Source organism: Phenylobacterium sp. J367, from assembly GCF_024699985.1.
In the GTDB taxonomy this organism is placed as follows: domain Bacteria; phylum Pseudomonadota; class Alphaproteobacteria; order Caulobacterales; family Caulobacteraceae; genus Phenylobacterium.
The window spans coordinates 1089577-1107968 of the sequence record NZ_JAJONA010000001.1; the positions used below are offsets into that span (position 1 = coordinate 1089577).

The following is an 18392-nucleotide window of genomic DNA, read 5'->3' on the forward strand; positions in this document are numbered from 1 at the left end:
AAAACTACATTTGTAATACGATGGCCTGCCGCGCCCGCCCTGGCAAGGACGCAGTCAAGCTTGCGGAGCTTTTCGTCCGCCGACGGCGGATCGGGCAACTTAAGGATCGGTCACCTTTCGCCGGGATTTGACGAGGCTGCTGCGCAAGGGAATCCTCACCGGACGGCGATGTCGGAAGCGGCGGGCGCCGGACGTCCTGGGGTGGGAGGACCTCATGACCCAAGCTGTCCAACTTCTCGTGGGCACCCGGAAGGGGGCGCCTGGATCTACCGCAGCGACGACGGCCGGAGCGGCTGGCGGGCGCAGGGCCCGATCTTCCTGGGGACCATCGTCAACCATCTCGTCCTCGATCCGCGCGACGGGACGACCCTGCTCATGGCCGCGTCCACGGGGCATCTGGGACCGACGATCTTCCGGTCAACGGACGGCGGAGAAACCTGGGCCGAGGCGGCCCAGCCGCCGGCCTTCCCGAAGGGCGACGCCCACGGCCGCGCGGTGAACCACACCTTCTGGCTTGAACCCGGCCACGCCGACGAGCCCGGCGTCTGGTGGGCCGCCACCTCGCCGCCGGCCCTGTTCCGCAGCGCCGACGGCGGCGCGACCTGGGAGGGCGTGAGCGGCCTCAACGACCACCCGAAGATCATGGACTGGCTGCCGCCCGACGGCGGCACGCCCGACGGGGCCATCGTTGCGGGAATCTGCATCGACCCGCGGGACGCCCGGCACATGTACCTGGCCACCTGCTCCGCCGGCGTGCTGGAGACCACCGACCAGGGCGAGACCTGGCGGCCGCTCAACAGGAACGTCGAGGCGAGCTTCCTGCCGGACCCATATCCGGAATACGGCCAGGACGCCCACCAGATCGCACTCGCCCCCAGCAATCCCGACCGGATCTGGCAGCAGAACCACTGCGGCATCTACCGCCTGGACCGGCCGTCGGAGGAGTGGGAGCGGATCGGAAACGCCATGCCGAGGGAGGTCGGCGACATCGGGTTCTCCATCGTGCCGCACGCCCGCTGCGCCGACACCGCCTGGGTGTTCCCGATGGACGGGACGGACGTCTGGCCCAGGGTCAGCCCGGGCGGGAAGCCGGCGGTCTACCGCACCCGCGACGGCGGCGGGAGCTGGGAGCGGCAGGACAGGGGATTCCCCGCCGAGCAGGGCTGGTTCACCGTCAAACGCCAGGCCTTCTGCGGCGACGCCGCCGACCCCATGGGGCTCTACCTTGGCACCACCGGCGGCGAGATCTGGATGAGCGGCGACGAGGGCGGGAGCTGGCGCCAGATCGCCGCCCACCTGCCGGAGATCTATTCCGTGGTGGCGGCGCCGGTTCGATGATCCGGGTGATGATCCCCTCGCAGCTCACCGCCTACACCGGCGGCGAGACACGGATCGAGGCCATGGGCGCCACCGTCGACGCCGTGCTGGACGACGTCGACCGGCAGTTTCCCGGCCTGAAGTTCCGGGTGGTCGACGAGCAGGACCGGGTGCGCAAGCACATGCGCCTCTTTGTCGGCATGGACGAGACACGGGACATTCGCACCGCCCTCCGGGCCGGCGACGAGTTGCTGATCTTCGGGGCGCTGAGCGGGGGCTAGGCCCGCAAAGCCCTCTCCCTTGCCCTCTCCCTCGCGGGCTTCGCCCGGGGGAGAGGAGTGGAGCAGAGAGGGCGGCGCCATCACCTCCTCTCCCCCCGCGAAGCGCGAGAGGGAGAGGGTAGGGGAGAGGGCCCGCGGGACCTTTAAAACCGCAGCAGCCGGGCTTCCTTGACGTGCGGCAGGGCCTGGATCTTGCCCAGCAGCTCCTGCGACGCGTCCTGGTCGACGCCGACCATGGCGATGGCGTCCTGGCCCACCGTGACGCGGCCGAGGTTGAACGTCGCGATGTTCACGCCCGCGTCGGCAAGCAGGTTGCCCAGCGCGCCGATGAAGCCCGGCTTGTCGGCGTTGTTGACATAGAGCATCCGCGGCGAGAACGGCGCGTCGAGGTCCATGCCCTTGACCTCGACGATCCGCGGCGCGCCGGCGAGCACGGAGCCGGCGAAGCCGCGGCGGCCCTTCTCGGTCTCGATGACGATCCGCATCAGGCTCTCGTAGATCGGCGAGTCCTCCTGCTTGCTCTCGGAGACCGAGATGCCGCGCTCCTTGGCGATGGCCGGGGCGGAGACCATGTTCACCTCGGCCAGCATGGGCCGCATGATCCCGGCGAGCGCCGCGGCGGTCATCGGCTTGGTGTTCAGGTTGGCGACCTGGCCCTCGTAGGCGATGTCGATGCCCTTGATGCCGTAGTCGACCATCTGGCCGGCCAGGGCGCCCAGCTTCTCGGCGAGCGCCACGAAGGGCTTCAGGCGAGGGGCTTCCTCGGCGGTGACCGAGGGGCTGTTCAGCGCATTGGTGACGGCGCCGGTGAGCAGGTAGTCGCTCATCTGCTCGGCGACCTGCAGGGCCACGTTCTCCTGGGCCTCGTTGGTCGAGGCGCCGAGGTGCGGGGTGGCGATGAAGTTCGGGGCCCCGAACAGCGGGTTCTCCTTGGCGGGTTCCTGGACGAAGACATCGAACGCCGCCCCGCCCACGTGGCCCTCGTCCAGCAGCTTGCGCAGCGCCACCTCGTCGACCAGGCCGCCGCGGGCGCAGTTGACGATCAGCACGCCCTTCTTGGTCTTCTTCAGGTTGGCGGCCGAGAGGATGTTCTTGGTCTTCTCGGTCAGCGGCGTGTGCAGGGTGATGAAGTCGGCGCGCTTCAGCAGCTCATCGAGCTCGACCTTCTCGACCCCGATCTCCACGGCGCGCTCCGGCGACAGGAACGGGTCGTAGGCGATCACGTGCATCTTCAGGCCGTTGGCGCGGTCGGCGACGATGCCGCCGATGTTGCCGGCCCCGATCAGACCCAGCGTCTTGCCGTAGAGCTCGACGCCCATGAAGCGGTTCTTCTCCCACTTGCCGGCCTGGGTGGAGGCGTCGGCGGCGGGGAGCTGGCGGGCGAGCGCGAACATCATGGCGATGGCGTGTTCGGCGGTGGTGATCGAGTTGCCGAAGGGGGTGTTCATCACGACGATGCCGGCGGCGGTGGCGGCCGGGATGTCGACGTTGTCCACGCCGATGCCGGCGCGGCCGATGACCTTCATCTTCTTCGCGGCGGCGAGCACGTCCTTGTCGGCCTTGGTGGCGGAGCGGACGGCCAGGCCGTCGTAGTCGCCGATGATCTTCAGCAGCTCGTCCTTGGAGAGGCCGGTCTTCACATCGGCGTCGACGCCGCGTTCCTTGAAGATGGCGACGGCGGCGGGCGACAGGCTGTCGGCGATGAGCACGCGGGGCATATTCTGATCTCCTTCAGGAGAGGGAGTCCTCCCGTGCAGTCACGGGAGGCTCGTCATGGGGGTGGGCGGACGGCGCTTAGGCCGCGGCTTGCAGCTCGGAGGCGACGGTGGCGAAGGCCCAGTCGAGCCAAGGCGTCAGGGCGTCGAGGTCGGCGGTGTCGACGGTGGCGCCGCACCAGATCCGGAGCCCCGGCGGGGCGTCGCGGTAGCCGCCCACGTCGAGTGCCACGCCTTCCTTCTCCAGCACCGAGGCCAGCTTCTTGGCGAAGTCGGCCTGGGCGTCCTCGGGCAGCGACGTCACGCGGGCGTCGATCACCTTGATGCAGACGGAGGTGTTGGAGCGGATCGCCTCGTCCTCGGCCAGGAAGGCGGCCCAGGGCGCGCGTTGCGTCCAGGCCTCCAGCACGGCGAGGTTGGCGTCGGCCCGGCGCTTCATCTCCTGCAGGCCGCCGATGTTCTGCGCCCACTTGAGCGCGTCGAGGTAGTCCTCGACGCACAGCATGGAGGGCGTGTTGATCGTCGCGCCCTCGAAGATGTCGAGGCTGACCTTGCCGCCCTTGGTCATGCGGAAGAGCTTCGGCATCGGCCACGGTGGGGTGTAGCTCTCGAGGCGCGCCACCGCGCGGGGACCGAGGATCAGGACGCCGTGCGCGCCCTCGCCGCCCAGCGCCTTCTGCCAGGAGAAGGTCACCACATCGAGCTTCGCCCAATCCAGCGTCTGGGCGAAGGCGGCGGAGGTGGCGTCGCAGATCGTGATGCCCTCACGGTCGGCGGCGATGAATTCGCCGTTCGGGACCTTCACCCCGGACGTCGTGCCGTTCCAGGTGAACACCAGGTCGGCGTCCTTGCGGACGCGGCTCAGGTCGGGGAGCTGGCCGTAAGGCGCCGACAGCACCTCGGCCTCCAGCTTGAGCTGCTTGGTCACGTCGGTGACCCAGTCCTTGCCGAAGCTCTCGAAGGCCAGGAGTTGCACGGGCTTGGGGCCCAGCATCGACCACATGGCCATCTCGACGGCGCCCGTGTCCGAGCCCGGCACGATGCCGATCAGATAGTCGTCGGGAACCTCCAGCACCTCGCGCGTGCGGTCGATCGCCTCCTTGAGGCGCGCCTTGCCGAGCTTCGAACGGTGGGACCGCCCGAGCACTGCGTTGGAGAGGTTTTCGGGATTCCATCCGGGGCGCTTGGCGCACGGGCCGGACGAGAATTCGGGACGAGCCGGGCGCATGGCCGGCTTCGGCGGAGTCGTGGTCACTGCGATGTCTCCCATCCTTGCAGATGGGCAGCGCCCCGTTGGGAGGGCGTGGCCCGCCGCTCAAAAGCCCGGGTTCGTGCTGCGGCGCAAGAGAAAGTTTTCTGAAGGCGGGTTCAGCGGCGCTGGAGCGCGTCAGCTTGAAGGGGACGCCGGTTCAAGCGGCCGACGCGCTCCCACCTTGAAGATAGACCCTTCTTTCCCGTTCGGGCGGACCGCCTGAACGGGTCAAGGTCTAGGTCGCGGCGGCCAGGCGGCGCGCCCGCATCCGGCCCCGCCAGGCCATCGCCGTCCCGAGGATCAGGCACCAGGTGATCCCGGACCAGTTGATGTTGTTGATCAGGGAGTAGGTGTAGTCGAACGTCGGCTGCATGGTGACCATGTAGTAGGCCAGCAGGGTGAACTGGGCTGCGAAGAACAGCATCATCCCGCCCATCCAGGGGGCGGCGAAGCGGACGGTCACGAAGAGCAGGATCAGGGCGGCCAGGCCGTCGTTGCAGAGCCAGATCAGGTCCCGGTTTTCCACCATCCACCAGCTGGTGGACCGGCCGATGGCGACATTGAGCAGGACGACGGCCGCGGCGGTCCGCTCGGGCGCGCCACCTTTCCAGATGGCGAACAGCGCCCCGACGATCAGGAAGACGTCGACGAGCAGGCCGAAGGGTAGATTGGACATGATATCGCGCCCCTAGTGGATACTAGAGGCGCGACACCAGTTAATTTCTTGCAACCTTAAGAGGTCAGACGACCTCGCGCAGGCCTTCGGCTTGGGCCACGACCGCCGGCTTGTCCGCGCCGCTCATCTTGGTGCGGATGCCGAGACGCAGCTTCGCGTCGTTCAGCTCGTTGTGCACGCCCACCATGGCGGTGCGCGCTTCGCTGAGGGCCTTCATGGCCTCCATCAGCTTCACCTGGGCGTCGTCGGCGAACACCATGGAGGTGTTCACGTCCTTGCGGGCCGCGAGCATCACGCTCATCAGCTCGGCGGCTTCCGCCAGCGCGCCGTCGACCGCCGCCTCGGTCGCGAACAGCTTGTTCGCCACCTTCTGGGCCACGAAGACCTTTTCCATCCAGCACCCCTATTCCGCGAGAAAACCCACGGTAGCAGGGTAAACAAACGGTGAAGCTATCGCCAGCCTGTTCATGAGTTGTTGACCATAATTCTCTCCACCGGGGGCTGTATCGTGGCCGGCAGGACACGTATTCGCCCGTCAGGGGAGCGCTTGCGCCGCCGGCGCGAGCCTTTTCAGCCGCCGCGCGAGCAACCGTGAGGTGCGCGCGCACGCTGGAAGCGATCCGTTAGGATTATCACGGTAAACCCGACGTCCTCCCCGCGGCCTCGAAGAGCGCCATGACCCAAGTTTCCGGCCAGAATGCCCGGGCCCCCGTCGCCAGCTTCCACGCCCGCGTTGCGAGCGTGGGCCTCATCACGACGCTTGTGGTCCTGCTGGCCGCCTGCCTGACCTTCATGCTGCAGCAGTGGGCGGTGGCGAAGACGCAGTCGCACCAGATCCACCAGTCGCTGGCTCAGATCACCGCCCAGAGCGCGGCCGCGGCCATCGCCGACGGCGACATGAAGCACGTGCAGTCGCCGCTCTCCGCGCTATCAGCCAGCAAGCGCGTGGTTTCGGCCAACCTGACCGACATGGCCGGCAGGCCGATCGCAGTTTATCGGCGCCCGGAAGGCGCCTCGAAGACCCCCGCGCAACAGGTCGAGGCCGAGGTCGTCGATCATGGCCGGCGGGTCGGCACGCTCAGGATGACGGTGGAGACGCCGGCGCTCACCCCGCTTCTGCCCCAGTTCATCGCGCTCACCTTCGCTCTGCTGTTCGGCGGCATCGGCGTGGCCCTGTTCCTGGCCCGCAGCCTCGCCAAGCGGGTGATCTCGCCGGTGGAACGCCTCTCGGAGGCGATGCACGAGGTGGCCGCGGGCGGCAGCTTCGCGCCCGTCGAGGTAGAGGCCCAGGACGAGCTCTTCCAGAGCCTGAACGACAGCTTCAACCACCTGCTGGGCAAGCTCGGCGAACGGGAGGACGACCTGAAGGGCGCCATGCGCGAGCTGGAGAAGGCCCGCGACGAGGCCAACGCCGCCAATGTGCTGAAGACCCAGTTCCTGGCCAACATGTCCCACGAAATCCGCACGCCGCTGAACGGCGTGCTGGCCATGGCCGAGGTGATGGCCATGGGCGAACTCGCGGCCACCCAGCGCGACCGCCTCGACGTGATCCGCCAGTCGGGCAACGTCCTGCTGGCGGTGCTGAACGACGTGCTCGACCTCTCCAAGATCGAGGCCGGCAAGCTGACCCTCGTCGAAGAGGACTTCGAGCTCGAGAGCGTCATCGCCGCCACCCGCGAAACCTACGCCGTCCAGGCCCGGACCAAGGGGCTCGAGTTCCAGATGGCGATCGAGCCCGCGGCGGCGGGCTGGTGGCGCGGCGACCCCGATCGCCTGCGCCAGGTGCTGGGCAACCTGCTCTCCAACGCGGTGAAGTTCACCCCCGCGGGCTCGGTGCACGCCGTCATCGGTGTCAACGCGACCACCGGCGCGCTGCGCCTGGTCGTGCGCGACACCGGTGTCGGCATCGCGCCCGAGAAGCTGCCCGCGCTGTTCGAGAAGTTCACCCAGGCCGACAACTCGGCCACCCGCCGGTTCGGCGGCACGGGCCTCGGTCTCGCCATCTGCCGCGAGCTGACCCAGATGATGGGCGGCTCCATCGACGTGGAGAGCCGCGAGGGCAAGGGGTCGGCCTTCACCGTCGAACTGCCGTTGCAGCAGGGCGAGGCCAGCCACGCCGCCGAGCCCGCCGGACCGAACCACGACAGCGGCATCCGCCTGCTGGCCGCCGAGGACAACCCGACCAACCGCCAGGTGCTGACCGCGGTGATGAACTCGCTCGGCATCGACATAGACATCGTCCCGGACGGGAAGGCCTGCGTCGACGCCTGGCGGATCGGCGGCTACGACCTGATCCTGATGGACATCCAGATGCCGGTCATGGACGGCATCGAGGCGGCCCGCGAAATCCGCGCCGCCGAGAAGAAGATGAAGCGGCCCCGCACCCCGATCGTCGCCCTCACCGCCAATGCGCTGAGCCACCAGATCGCCGAGTACCTGGCCGCCGGCATGGACGGCCACGTGGCCAAGCCGATCGAGATCGCCAAGCTCTACGAGGCGATCAGCTCGGCCCTGAACGCCGCCGCCACCGGCGGCGGACAGGCGACCAAGACCCAGGCCGCCTGAGCGCCCTGAGGCCGCTGAACGGCCGGTCACCAACCTGAACCGAAAACAACGCCCGGCTCAGACGGGCGTCAGGCGCGGTGTGGTTTCTTCGGACCATGGAAGGCCGGATCTCCGGCCCAACACATGGTTCGAGGAGGACCAGATGAAGAAGATCCTGCTCTCGATGGCCGCCGTCGCCGCGCTCGGCGCGACCGCCATCCCCGCCGCCGCCCAGCCCTGGCGCGGCGACGACCACCGCGGTCACGACCGCTACGAAGGCCAGCGCTTCACCGGCCGCTACGACGCCCTGGAGTGGCAGATCAACAACGCCGCCCGCGAGCGCCGCATCTCCGGCAGCGAGGCCCGTCAACTGCTCTCGATCTGGCGTGACGCCCAGCCCCCTGGCGTGGCGCGTCGAGAGCGGCCGGGCCAGCGGCTGGGAACGTCAGCGAGTCATGAACGCCATGAACCGCATCGAGACCACGCTCCAGCGGTCGCAACGCTACAGCCGCTACGACGATCGCTACGACAACGGCTACGGCCGCGACTGGCGCCGATAGCCCCCAAAGCCCCCGCCTGCGGCCGCCCGGCCGCGGGCGGGGAGCCTCGCCCAACGAAAACCACCCCTCTCAGCCGGAAGGACTGACACCATGAAGAAGCTGACGACCCTCACCCTGGCCGGCGCCGCGACCGCCCTGGCCGTCTCCGCCGGCGCCGCGGCGGCCCAGCCCTACGGCGGCTGGCAGAACATCAACCAGCGCCAGATGCAGCTCGAGCAGCGCATCGACCGCGGCGTGGCCCGCGGCGACCTGACCCGCGCGGAGGCCAACCGGCTCCACCGCGAGTTCCGGCAGCTTTCCCGCCTCGAAGCCCGCTACCGGGTGAACGGCCTGTCGAGCTGGGAGCGCGCCGACCTCGATCGCCGCTTCGATCGCCTCGCGGCCCAGATCCGCTTCGAGCGCCGCGACCGCGACTACGGTTACGGCTACGGCTACGGGCCCCGCCGCTAACGGCTCGACCTGAACAAGGTCCGCGCCCCCGGAGCGATCCGGGGGCGTCGTCATGTCAGGGGCGGATCCGCAGGGTCGCGTCGACCACCGTCGTCGCCCGGCCGCGCAGCAGGACCCGGTCGCCCCGGTGCTCACAGTCCAGGTCGCCGCCGCGGCCCGGATAGGCCTGGTGGAACACCACCCGGGGGCGGCCCAGCTTCTCCGCGAACAGCGGCGCCAGAATGCAGTGCAGCGAGCCCGTCGCCGGATCCTCCGGAATGCCTGAGCCGGGCGCGAAGAACCGGTCGACCACGTCGTAGGGCCTGCCGGCGTCGGCCAACGCCGCGACGCCCACATTGCCCCGGCTGCCGGTATGGGCGCCGGCGACCTTCTCCAGCGCCATCAGGTCCGGCGCGACCGCGCGGACCGCCGCCTCGTCGGCCAGCACGGCGATCACATAGTTCGAAGCCCAGACCTCCACGGGCGCGACGCCCAGCGCCTCGGCTAGGCCCGCGACCTCGCAGCGCTGCGGCGGCTGGGCCGGGAAATCCATCTCGTAGAGCTCGCCCGCCCGGCGCACGGTCAGCGGCCCGGACTGGGTGTCGAAGGTGATAAGGTCGGCGTCCAGGCCCAGTTCCTCGAATAGGACGTGGCCCGAGGCCAGGGTGGCGTGGCCGCAGAGCGGCACCTCCAGCGCCGGCGTGAACCAGCGCAGGCCGAAGCGGGCGGGATCGTCCGTCCTCAGCAGGAAGGCGGTCTCGGCCTGGTTGTTCTCCGCCGCCAGCTTCTGCATCCAGCCGGCGTCCGGCCAGGCGTCGAAGGGCTCCACCACGCAGGCGGGATTGCCCTTGAAGGCCTCCGGGGCGAACGCATCGACGGTCCACTGGCGCATGTCGGCAAGGTCTCCTATGGCGAAGCTCCAGATAGGAGCCCGGATGCCCCACGACACCCGCGAACCCGACGGATACCTGCTCAGCGACGATCCCGCGCGCTTCGATGTGGCCCGCGCGCATCAGTGGATCGGCGGGGAGAGCTACTGGGCCGAGGGCATTCCGCTCGAGACCTTCGCCAGGGCCTGCGCCAACAGCCTGACCGTCGGCGCCTACGATCCCGACGGATGCCAGGTGGCCATGGCGCGGGTCGTCACCGACCGGGCGACCTTCGGCTGGATCTGCGACGTTTTCGTCGACGAGGGGCCCGCGGCGCGGGCCTCGGCAAGAAGCTGATGGCCTATCTCAAGGCTCATCCGGACCTGCAGGGCTTCCGGCGGCTGCACCTGGCGACCCGCGACGCCCACGGGCTCTACGCCCGCTTCGGCTTCGGTCCGCTCACCGGCGGCGACCGCTGGATGGAAATCCGCGACCCGGACGTCTACCGGCGCTAGGGCTCGACGATCTCGAGTTCGGGCCAGCGGGCCTTGGCCGACGCCGAGGCGCGGACGAAGCCCCTGTTCCCGGGCCTCAGCGGATTGGGTCGCAGGCGAAGGGCGAAGAGGTCGTCCAGCCCGAACGGCGCCACGACCATCAGCCGGTCGTCGCGCTCAAGCCGGACGCCGACGGCGAACAGCGGGCTCACGAACCGCTCCAGCGCCGTGGCGGTGTCCGGCAGCGGCGCATAGGGCTCGCCGAACTTGTCCTCGAACCAGACATGGACGCGCGCCTGGTTGCGCACCTCGACCATCTCGCGCACGGGCGGCTGGAAGGCTTCGGCCACCCGCCGGATCACCGCGTCCTCGGCCTCGTAGGAGATGTCCGAGGCGTCGTGGTAGCCGAGGTCGTAGTCCTTGATGCCGTAGTCGGCCGGTCGGCCGGTCAGGTGGTTCAGCACCGGCTGATAGACCGCGCCCGAGAACACGATCCAGTCCGGCAGGGCCAGCTCGCGGGCCGTTTCCAGCACCTGCATCAGGCCGGGCGTCGCGCGGACGATGGCCTCCAGCCGGGCCGCGAGGCTCATCGGAGCGTCCAGCCGTGGTCGAGGGGGCCGTGGCCCTTCCCCAGTCCCGGCGCCCGCGCCATGGCCTCCTGCACATAGGCCCAGGCGCGGGCCCCCGCCTCTGTCAGCGGCAGCCCCTGGGCGAGCCCCGTGGCGCAGGCCGAGGCCAGGGTGCAGCCGGTCCCGTGGGTATGGCGGGTCGCCCGGCGTTCAGCCTCGAAGACGGTCTCGCCCGCCGGGGTCATCAGGACGTCGACGACCCGCTCGCCGGCCACGTGGCCGCCCTTCATCAGCACCGCCGCCGCGCCCATGGCCAGCAGCGCCTCGCCCGCCCGGCGCAGGTCGTCGGCGTCGGCGATGGCGATCCCGGTCAGGGCCTCGGCCTCCGGCGCGTTGGGCGTCAGCAGCGCCGCGCGCGGGATCATCAGGGCCTTCACCGCCTCCACCGCGTCGGCGGCCAGCAGGGCCGCGCCGCCCTTGGCGACCATCACCGGATCGACCACGGCGGGGACGCCAGCCGCGCTGTCGAGGATGGCCGCGACGGCCTCCACGGCTGCGGTGTCGCCCAGCATGCCGGTCTTCAGCGCGTCGGCCCCGATGTCGTCCAGCACCGCACGGGCCTGGGCGGCGACCACGTCCAGCGGGATGGGATGGACGCCCGTGACGCCCAGGGTGTTCTGCACCGTCACCGCGGTGATCGCGGTGGCCGCGTAGCCGCCCAGCGCCGTCACGGTCTTGATGTCGGCCTGGATGCCCGCCCCGCCGCCGGAGTCGGACCCGGCGATGATCAGGACTCGGCCCAGGGACAGACGGGAGGGGGCGCTCATGGCCCCGGCCTTAGCGCGCGGCCTGGATCGCCGTCCAGACCCGCAGCGCCTGGACCGTCTCGCGCACGTCGTGGACCCGCACCGCCGCCACCCCCGCCGCCGCGCCGGCCAGGGCTGCGGCGATCGAGCCGCCCAGCCGCGCCTCCGGCGGCCGGCCGCCGCCGTCCACGGCGCCGATGAAGCTCTTGCGGCTGACGCCCAGAAGAACCGGAAAGCCGATGGCGACGACTTGGTCCAGACGGGCCAGGAGGGGCAGGTTGTGCTGGGTCATGTGCTTGCCGAAGCCGACGCCGGGATCGAGCCAGATCCGCGCGCGCGCCACGCCGGCCGCCACGGCCGCCTCGGCCCGGGCCGCCAGGAAGTCCGCCACCTCGCCCGCCACGTCGTCGTAGTGCGGCTCGGCCTGCATGGTCCGGGGGTCGCCCTGCATGTGCATCAGCACCACGTCGCAGCCGAGCTCGGCGGCGGTATCCAGGGCGTCGGGAGCGTAGCGCAGGGCCGTGACGTCGTTCCACAGGGTCGCGCCGGCCGCCATCGCGGCCCGGGCCACGGCGGGCTTCATGGTGTCGATCGAGATCGGGACGTCGGTCTCCTCGGCCAGCGCCCGGATCAGCGGGACGACCCGGGCGATCTCCTCGGCCTCGGGGACCGGGTCGGCGCCCGGCCGCGTGGACTCGCCGCCCACGTCGATCATGTCGGCTCCGTCGCTGATCAACCGGCGGGCATGGGCGAGCGCATCCGCAGGCGCCGACCATCGGCCGCCGTCGGAAAAGCTGTCAGGTGTGACGTTTGTCACGCCCATGACGCGCACCGCGGGGTTTATGGTCAAGCTGGTGTCGCCTTCCTGATAGGGGGTGACGGGGGGCCAGTAGGCGTTGCGTTGCTTAGTAAGCGATCGCACGTCGATGCGACCAGCATTCCTGGATGGGGACGGGGATGACCCTGAATCCGGTTCGCCTTTGGCGGCGTCGGCGCCGCCTCAAACGGGACGCGCTCGACGAGGCGCAGCACCTGCGCCGGCGGCACGGCGACCAGGCCCTGACGGTCGCCGCGGCGAAGCTCACGGACGCCCAGACCACCACCTGGGGCCGCGCGGTGCTGCGGGGAGGCCATCAAGCTGCTCCGCAGCCGGGTCTGAACGCCTGCTCCGCGCGTGCGTTGAGAGTTCTGGCTGGGCAGTCACGGAGCGGCACATGGCCGACCTTGTCGGGACGAGCGCGCGCGACACCCTCAATGGGACCACCTCCGCCGACGTGCTGTCGGGCGGCGACGGGTCCGACACCCTCTTCGGCGGAGCCGGCGACGACATCCTCTACGGCCAGGGCGCCTCCGACCCCGACCCGGCGACCACGCTGATCGACGCCCAGCGCGTCGCCTCGGGCCTGTCGTCGCCGCTGTTCGCCGCCTCGCCGCCCGGCGACCCGGACCGGCTGTTCATCGTCGAGCAGCAGACCGGCCGCATCCGCATCCTCGACCTGAATTCCGGCCAGGTGCAGGCCGATCCGTTTCTCGACCTGCCGGACGGCGGCTTCGCCACCGGCGGCGAACAGGGCTTGCTGGGCCTGGCGTTCGCGCCCGACTACGCCGCCACCGGGCGCTTCTACATCCACTTCACCAACACAGCGGGCGACATCGAGGTCAGGGAATACACCCGCCTCGACGCGGGCCACGCGGACGCGAACTCCGGGCGGACGATCCTGACCGTCCCCCACCCCGGCCAGACCAACCACAACGGCGGTTGGCTGGCCTTCGGGCCCGACGGGTACCTTTACATCGCCACCGGCGACGGGGGCGGCGGCGGCGACCCGAACAACAATGCCCAGAACCTCGACAGCCTCCTGGGCAAGATCCTGCGGATCGACGTGGGTGGCGACGCCTTCCCGGCCGACGCTGCGCGCAACTACGCGATCCCCGCCGGCAACCCCTTCGCCGGCGCCGTGCCCGGCGCGGACGAGGTGTGGCTCTACGGCCTGCGCAACCCCTGGCGGGCCAGCTTCGATTCCGCGACCGGCGACCTGTGGATCGGCGACGTGGGTCAGGGAAGCCCGCGAGGAGGTGAACTTCATCCCCGCCGGCCAGAGCGGACTGAATCTCGGCTGGCGGTTCATGGAGGGGAGCCAGCCCTATAGCGGCCAGGCTCCGGCCGGCCTCACCGCGCCGGTGCTCGACTACGACCACACGACCCCGCTCTACTCCGGCGTCGCGGTGACCGGCGGCTACGTCTATCACGGCCCCGGCGGCGGAAACGGGCTCTACTGGTTCGGCGACTTCTCCCGGGGCCACGTCTGGAGCGTCAGCGTCAGGGACGGCCAGGCCCAGGACTTCCTGAACCGCAACGCCCAGATCGTCGTCCACGGCGGCGGCGACATCGACCAGATCGCCTCCTTCGCCGTGGACGGCCAGGGGGCGGCTCTACATCGTGGGCCTCGACGGCGACATCCACCGGCTGACCCCGCGGGCCTCGGCCGGCGACGCCTCGGACTACATCCGCGGCGAGGAGGGCGACGACGTGATCTACGGCGGCCTCGCCTTCGACGACCTGCACGGCAACCAGGGCCAGGACACCGTCCACGGCGGCCAGGGCGACGACTGGGTGGTCGGCGGCCAGGGAAATGATCGCCTGTTCGGCGACGACGGGGCGGACATCGGCTACGGCAACCTCGGCGCCGACACCATCGACGGCGGCGCGGGCGCGGACCTCCTGCGCGGCGGCCAGGCGGACGATCAGATCACCGGCGGCGAGGGCGACGACTGGATCAGCGGCGACCGCGGCGACGACACCGTGGCCGGCGGGGCTGGCGCCGACATCTTCCACACCTTCGGCGACGCCGGCCTGGACCGCGTGACGGACTTCAACCGCGCCCAGGGCGACCGCGTCCAGCTCCTGCCCGGCCAGACCTATGTCGTGACCCAGGCGAGCGAGGGCGTGCACATCGACATGCCCGGCGGCGGCCGCATGCTGCTGGTCGGCGTCCAGATGAGCTCGCTCACCGGCGAGTGGATCTTCGGGGCCTAGAAAAAGGGCCGCCCGGTCGCCCGGACGGCCCTCTTCAACTCTGTGTCGCTCCGATCACGCCGGCTCGGGATCGGGCCGGGGCGAGATCGGCACGGCGACCGCGGGGCCGGCCGGGCGCTTGGCCTCGGACTCCTCGCGCACCGGCGGCACGCCCTTCAGGGCGTTGACGATCTCGTCGCCGCTCAGGGTCTCGTACTCCAGCAGCGCCTTGGCCAGGACGTGCAGGTCCTCGATCTTCTCGGTCAGGATGCGCTTGGCTTCCGCCTCGCCGGCGGTGACCAGTCGCTTGGTCTCCTCGTCGATGATCCGGGCGGTGTCCTCGGAGACGTTCTGGTTGCGAGCGACGGAGTGGCCCAGGAAGACCTCCCTCCTGGTTCTCGCCGTACTCGACCGAGCCCAGCTTGTCCGAGAAGCCCCACTTGGTGACCATCGCCCGGGCCAGCTTGGTGGCCTGGCTGATGTCGGACGAGGCGCCGGAGGTGATCTTCTCCTTGCCGAAGATGATCTCCTCGGCCACCCGGCCGCCGAACAGGATCGCCAGCCGCGACGTCATCTGCTCGTAGGACATGGAGAAGCGGTCCCGCTCGGGAAGCTGCATCACCATGCCCAGCGCGCGGCCGCGCGGGATGATCGTCGCCTTGTGCACCGGATCGGTGGCCGGGACGTTCAGGGCCACCAGGGCGTGGCCGCCCTCGTGGTAGGCGGTGAGCTTCTTCTCGTCCTCGGTCATGACCATCGACCGGCGCTCGGCGCCCATCATGACCTTGTCCTTGGCGTCCTCGAAGTCGCGCATGGTGACCATGCGGCGGTTCTTCCGGGCGGCCATCAGGGCGGCCTCGTTGACCAGGTTGGCGAGGTCGGCCCGAGAAGCCCGGCGTGCCGCGAGCGACGATCTTCACTTCCACGTCGGCGGCCAGCGGCACGTTCTTCATGTGCACGCGCAGGATCCGCTCGCGGCCGTTGATGTCGGGGTTCGGCACCACGACCTGGCGGTCGAAACGGCCGGGACGCAGCAGGGCCGGGTCCAGCACGTCCGGCCGGTTCGTGGCGGCGATCAGGATGATCCCCTCGTTCGCCTCGAACCCGTCCATCTCGACCAGCAGCTGGTTCAGGGTCTGCTCGCGCTCGTCGTTGCCGCCGCCGAGGCCCGCGCCCCGGTGCCGGCCCACGGCGTCGATTTCGTCGATGAAGATGATGCAGGGCGCGTTCTTCTTGGCCTGTTCGAACATGTCGCGCACACGGCTCGCGCCGACGCCGACGAACATCTCCACGAAGTCCGAGCCCGAGATGGTGAAGAACGGCACGCCGGCCTCGCCGGCCACGGCGCGGGCGATCAACGTCTTGCCCGTGCCGGGCGGGCCGATCAGCAGCGCGCCCTTGGGAATCTTGCCGCCCAGCCGCTGGAACTTCTGCGGATCCTTCAGGAAGTCGACGACCTCCTGGAGCTCCTCCTTCGCCTCGTCGACGCCGGCGACGTCGTCGAAGGTCACGCGGTTCTTGTTCTCGGTGAGCAGGCGCGCCTTGGACTTGCCGAAGCCCATGGCGCCGCGCGCGCCCCCTGCATCTGGCGCATGAAGAAGATCCACACGCCGATCAGGAGCAGGATCGGCAGGGCGTTCAGCAGGAAACCCAGCCAGCCCGGACCGGCCGCCGGCTTCACGGCGATGTCGGCCCCCTGGGATTCCAGCCGCTTCACCAGGTCGTCCTGGTTGTTGGGCGTCACCGCGGTGAAGGTCTTGTTGGACTGGTCGCGGATTTCCACGGCGGCGCCGCGGATCACCGCCTGCTTCACCTCGCCGGCGTTCACCTTGTTGAGGAGCTGCGAGTAGGTGATCTCGCTCTGGCCGGCGGCGCGGCCGCCACCGGTCATCATGCTGTAGAGGCCGACCAGGACGACGACGATGACGCCCCAGATGACGAGATTGCGCAGATTCATAAGCTAGGACCGTCTCGCAGAAGGATTACGGGCTTTCCCCGTCAAGATAGGCAGCCAAACACCGTTCCACCAGCGGAGCCGGTCGATACGCGACCGATGGCCTCGCCTTGGCCGTAAAATGCAGAAGGCCGCGCCTGGTGGCGCGGCCTTCGTAAAGCATGCCGATGTGGCGGAAGTCAGCCCTTACCGGGAAGGCTTCTTCGGCGCCGCGATCAGGCCTTCGCGCTGGGCGCGCTTGCGGGCCAGCTTGCGGGCCCGGCGCACGGCTTCCGCCTTCTGGCGGGCGCGCTTCTCGGACGGCTTCTCGTAATGGACGTGGCGCTTCATCTCGCGGAACGAGCCTTCGCGCTGCATCTTTTTCTTCAGCGCCTTGAGGGCCTGGTCGACGTTGTTGTCGCGGACGAAAATCTGAACCAGAGGTCTCTCTCCTGTCGATCGCTACACCGCCCGGCGCCCGGAACCCGGTTGGGGCGGCGGCGAGCGAACAAAAAATCGTGCCCGGACGGGCGAGCCATCCAGGTTTGAGGGCGGGCAGATACCAGAACCCCAGGGGGATGTCCACGCCATGAAGGCGCCAAAGCGCGTGGTGTGGCTCTTGGGTTCCGCGCCCGCTAAGTTGCCGCCATGACGAACGACTGGGCGGCCGACGCCGAGCAGCAGATCCTGGCCCAGGCCATCAAGCTCGCGCCCCGCGAGGGCTGGACCGCGCGCATGGCCAGGCTGGCGGGCCAGGCCTGCGGCTTTTCCGAGGGCGAGACCGAACTCCTGGTCCCGCACGGCCCGGCCGACCTCGCGGCCCTGTTCTCCCGCCGCCACGACGCCCGGGCGCTGGTCCTGCTCGAGGCCGTGGACCCCGAGGCGCTGAAGATCCGCGAGCGGATCCGCTGCGCGGTCGAGGCGAGGCTCGACGCCGGCGCCGCCGACGAGCCGGCCACCCGCCGCTGGGCGGGCTACCTCGCCCTGCCGCTGAACCTGGCGCTGGGCGCGCGCCTCGCCTGGGAGAGCGCCGATGTGCTGTGGCGCTGGGCCGGCGACGCGGCCACGGACGAGAACCACTATACCAAGCGCGCGATCCTGGCCGGCATCCTGACCTCGGCCCTCGCCATCCGCATCGCCGAGGGCCGCGGCGAGGCGCTCCGCTACGTCGACCGCCGCATCGACGACGTCATGCGCTTCGAGAAATGGAAGGCGACCACCACCTTCCGGCCGTCGGCCTTCGTGACCGGCGTCGCCCAGGCGCTGGGCAAGATGCGCTACCGCACCGCGCCCAAGCCGGATTTCACCGACGCGCCCTAGCCTGCGGCGTGCGGGTTCTCGAAGATCGCTTCCACCGGCTCGCCGAACAGGGCGGCGATCCGATAGGCGAGGTCGAGCGATGGATCGTGCTTGTCGGTCTCCAGCGCGATCACCGCCTGGCGCGACACGCCGAGGCGCCTCCCCAGCTCCTCCTGCGTCCAGCCCCGGGCCGACCTGAGCTCGCGCAGCCGGTTCCTCACGCCCGGCTGGTCCGCACGGTGCAGGACGCGAAGCCGAAGCAGATCCAGAACAGGGGGTAGATGAGCCAGCCCGGCGCGTGGGGCGCGTCGGCGTAGCTCTCCGCGAAGCCCCACGCGCTGAAAAGCGCCATGGCCAGGCCGGAGGCCACGATAAACCGCTTGGCCATCAGCGCGCGCACGAACTCGTCGCTTTCGCGCATCAGCTCCAGCGCCGCCCAGATCTGGCCGGCCACTGGGGCAGCCACCGCCAGCGCGAAAAGCCAGGCGCCTGGCCGCGTGATGTCGTCGAAAGCGCCGAAGATGGCGGCAACGTTCAGGCTGCCATAGCCGAGGAAGAAGAGCGTCGTGCGGAGGTGGTAGCGGCCTTCCGGCGTCTTGGCGAACATGCGGCTCTCCCCACGTGATGTCAGG

At 70.0% G+C, this 18392-nt stretch carries 21 protein-coding genes and 1 pseudogene; 10 read left to right on the forward strand and 12 right to left on the reverse strand.

The genetic code is table 11. The features are described from left to right. The first annotated feature begins 201 nt into the window (after positions 1 to 201). Both LRS04_RS05945 and LRS04_RS05950 read left to right on the forward strand, forming a co-directional pair. Positions 202 to 1338 carry a sialidase family protein gene (locus LRS04_RS05945; protein WP_257815585.1) on the forward strand — a complete coding sequence of 379 codons (1137 nt, stop codon included), beginning with the start codon at positions 202 to 204 and terminating at the stop codon, positions 1336 to 1338. Next, positions 1335 to 1598: a MoaD/ThiS family protein gene (locus LRS04_RS05950; RefSeq protein WP_257815586.1), complete on the forward strand. Its 264-nt coding sequence runs from the start codon at positions 1335 to 1337 to the stop codon at positions 1596 to 1598. The genes LRS04_RS05945 and LRS04_RS05950 overlap by 4 nt, the downstream gene beginning before the upstream one ends. A gap of 143 nt (positions 1599 to 1741) precedes the next feature. Here LRS04_RS05950 and serA read toward each other — a convergent pair whose 3' ends face one another. The 4 genes from serA to LRS04_RS05970 all read right to left on the reverse strand — a co-directional run bounded on the left by serA (position 1742) and on the right by LRS04_RS05970 (position 5635). Continuing rightward, positions 1742 to 3316, reverse strand: coding sequence for a phosphoglycerate dehydrogenase (gene serA, locus LRS04_RS05955; RefSeq protein ID WP_257815587.1), 1575 nt, complete (start codon positions 3314 to 3316; stop codon positions 1742 to 1744). A gap of 76 nt (positions 3317 to 3392) precedes the next feature. Then, positions 3393 to 4568: a phosphoserine transaminase gene (locus LRS04_RS05960; RefSeq protein ID WP_257815588.1), complete on the reverse strand. Its 1176-nt coding sequence runs from the start codon at positions 4566 to 4568 to the stop codon at positions 3393 to 3395. A 232-nt stretch (positions 4569 to 4800) separates the two neighbouring features. Beyond that, positions 4801 to 5241, reverse strand: coding sequence for a hypothetical protein (locus tag LRS04_RS05965; RefSeq protein WP_257815589.1), 441 nt, complete (start codon positions 5239 to 5241; stop codon positions 4801 to 4803). A 64-nt stretch (positions 5242 to 5305) separates the two neighbouring features. Continuing rightward, the gene (locus LRS04_RS05970) at positions 5306 to 5635 is read right to left on the reverse strand and encodes a hypothetical protein (RefSeq protein WP_257815590.1); all 330 of its coding nucleotides are present in this window, start codon (positions 5633 to 5635) and stop codon (positions 5306 to 5308) included. 281 nt (positions 5636 to 5916) lie between these two features. On the opposite strand from LRS04_RS05970, the gene LRS04_RS05975 reads away from it, so the two are divergent. The 3 genes from LRS04_RS05975 to LRS04_RS05985 all read left to right on the forward strand — a co-directional run bounded on the left by LRS04_RS05975 (position 5917) and on the right by LRS04_RS05985 (position 8795). Next, positions 5917 to 7806, forward strand: a complete 1890-nt coding sequence (locus LRS04_RS05975) for an ATP-binding protein (RefSeq protein ID WP_257815591.1) — start codon at positions 5917 to 5919, stop codon at positions 7804 to 7806. A gap of 142 nt (positions 7807 to 7948) precedes the next feature. Further along, a complete protein-coding gene (locus tag LRS04_RS05980; RefSeq protein WP_257815592.1) occupies positions 7949 to 8431 on the forward strand; it encodes a hypothetical protein in 483 nt (160 codons plus the stop codon). Positions 8432 to 8435: 4 nt separating this feature from the next. After that, on the forward strand, positions 8436 to 8795 hold the full coding sequence (locus LRS04_RS05985) for a hypothetical protein (RefSeq protein WP_257815593.1): 360 nt from the start codon (positions 8436 to 8438) through the stop codon (positions 8793 to 8795). Positions 8796 to 8850: 55 nt separating this feature from the next. Here LRS04_RS05985 and LRS04_RS05990 read toward each other — a convergent pair whose 3' ends face one another. Next, a complete protein-coding gene (locus tag LRS04_RS05990; protein ID WP_257815594.1) occupies positions 8851 to 9666 on the reverse strand; it encodes a PhzF family phenazine biosynthesis protein in 816 nt (271 codons plus the stop codon). A 43-nt stretch (positions 9667 to 9709) separates the two neighbouring features. Here LRS04_RS05990 and LRS04_RS05995 point away from each other — a divergent pair, with 43 nt between their 5' ends. Both LRS04_RS05995 and LRS04_RS06000 read left to right on the forward strand, forming a co-directional pair. Further along, positions 9710 to 10000: a hypothetical protein gene (locus tag LRS04_RS05995; protein ID WP_257815595.1), complete on the forward strand. Its 291-nt coding sequence runs from the start codon at positions 9710 to 9712 to the stop codon at positions 9998 to 10000. Next, positions 10000 to 10158 carry a hypothetical protein gene (locus tag LRS04_RS06000; protein WP_257815596.1) on the forward strand — a complete coding sequence of 53 codons (159 nt, stop codon included), beginning with the start codon at positions 10000 to 10002 and terminating at the stop codon, positions 10156 to 10158. The genes LRS04_RS05995 and LRS04_RS06000 overlap by 1 nt, the downstream gene beginning before the upstream one ends. Here LRS04_RS06000 and LRS04_RS06005 read toward each other — a convergent pair. Genes LRS04_RS06005 through folP form a run of 3 tightly spaced genes read right to left on the reverse strand, consistent with a single transcriptional unit; the run spans position 10155 to position 12335 of the window. Continuing rightward, positions 10155 to 10727, reverse strand: a complete 573-nt coding sequence (locus LRS04_RS06005) for a nucleotidyltransferase family protein (protein ID WP_257815597.1) — start codon at positions 10725 to 10727, stop codon at positions 10155 to 10157. The genes LRS04_RS06000 and LRS04_RS06005 overlap by 4 nt on opposite strands. Then, the gene (gene thiD, locus LRS04_RS06010; RefSeq protein WP_257815598.1) at positions 10724 to 11533 is read right to left on the reverse strand and encodes a bifunctional hydroxymethylpyrimidine kinase/phosphomethylpyrimidine kinase; all 810 of its coding nucleotides are present in this window, start codon (positions 11531 to 11533) and stop codon (positions 10724 to 10726) included. The genes LRS04_RS06005 and thiD overlap by 4 nt, the downstream gene beginning before the upstream one ends. Before the next feature lie 10 nt (positions 11534 to 11543). Continuing rightward, the gene (gene folP / locus LRS04_RS06015; protein WP_257818980.1) at positions 11544 to 12335 is read right to left on the reverse strand and encodes a dihydropteroate synthase; all 792 of its coding nucleotides are present in this window, start codon (positions 12333 to 12335) and stop codon (positions 11544 to 11546) included. 391 nt (positions 12336 to 12726) lie between these two features. Between folP and LRS04_RS06020 the strand changes: the two genes are divergently transcribed. Beyond that, positions 12727 to 13662, forward strand: coding sequence for a PQQ-dependent sugar dehydrogenase (locus LRS04_RS06020; protein WP_257815599.1), 936 nt, complete (start codon positions 12727 to 12729; stop codon positions 13660 to 13662). A 290-nt stretch (positions 13663 to 13952) separates the two neighbouring features. Beyond that, a complete protein-coding gene (locus tag LRS04_RS06025; protein WP_374574843.1) occupies positions 13953 to 14549 on the forward strand; it encodes a calcium-binding protein in 597 nt (198 codons plus the stop codon). A gap of 54 nt (positions 14550 to 14603) precedes the next feature. Here LRS04_RS06025 and ftsH read toward each other — a convergent pair. After that, a pseudogene (gene ftsH, locus LRS04_RS27670) lies at positions 14604 to 16485 on the reverse strand (ATP-dependent zinc metalloprotease FtsH). A 183-nt stretch (positions 16486 to 16668) separates the two neighbouring features. Continuing rightward, a complete protein-coding gene (gene rpsU / locus LRS04_RS06050; RefSeq protein ID WP_111275467.1) occupies positions 16669 to 16902 on the reverse strand; it encodes a 30S ribosomal protein S21 in 234 nt (77 codons plus the stop codon). Positions 16903 to 17109: 207 nt separating this feature from the next. On the opposite strand from rpsU, the gene LRS04_RS06055 reads away from it, so the two are divergent. After that, complete coding sequence (locus LRS04_RS06055; protein WP_257815602.1) at positions 17110 to 17781, forward strand: COQ9 family protein; 672 nt, start codon at positions 17110 to 17112, stop codon at positions 17779 to 17781. Here the strand turns inward: LRS04_RS06055 and LRS04_RS06060 are convergent. Further along, positions 17778 to 17981, reverse strand: coding sequence for a helix-turn-helix transcriptional regulator (locus LRS04_RS06060; protein ID WP_257815603.1), 204 nt, complete (start codon positions 17979 to 17981; stop codon positions 17778 to 17780). The two genes, LRS04_RS06055 and LRS04_RS06060, sit on opposite strands and share 4 nt — an antisense overlap. Then, positions 17978 to 18367 (reverse strand): hypothetical protein, encoded by a 390-nt coding sequence (locus tag LRS04_RS06065; RefSeq protein ID WP_257815604.1) that lies wholly within the window; start codon positions 18365 to 18367, stop codon positions 17978 to 17980. Before LRS04_RS06065 ends, LRS04_RS06060 begins: the two co-directional genes overlap by 4 nt. Positions 18368 to 18392: the final 25 nt, after the last annotated feature.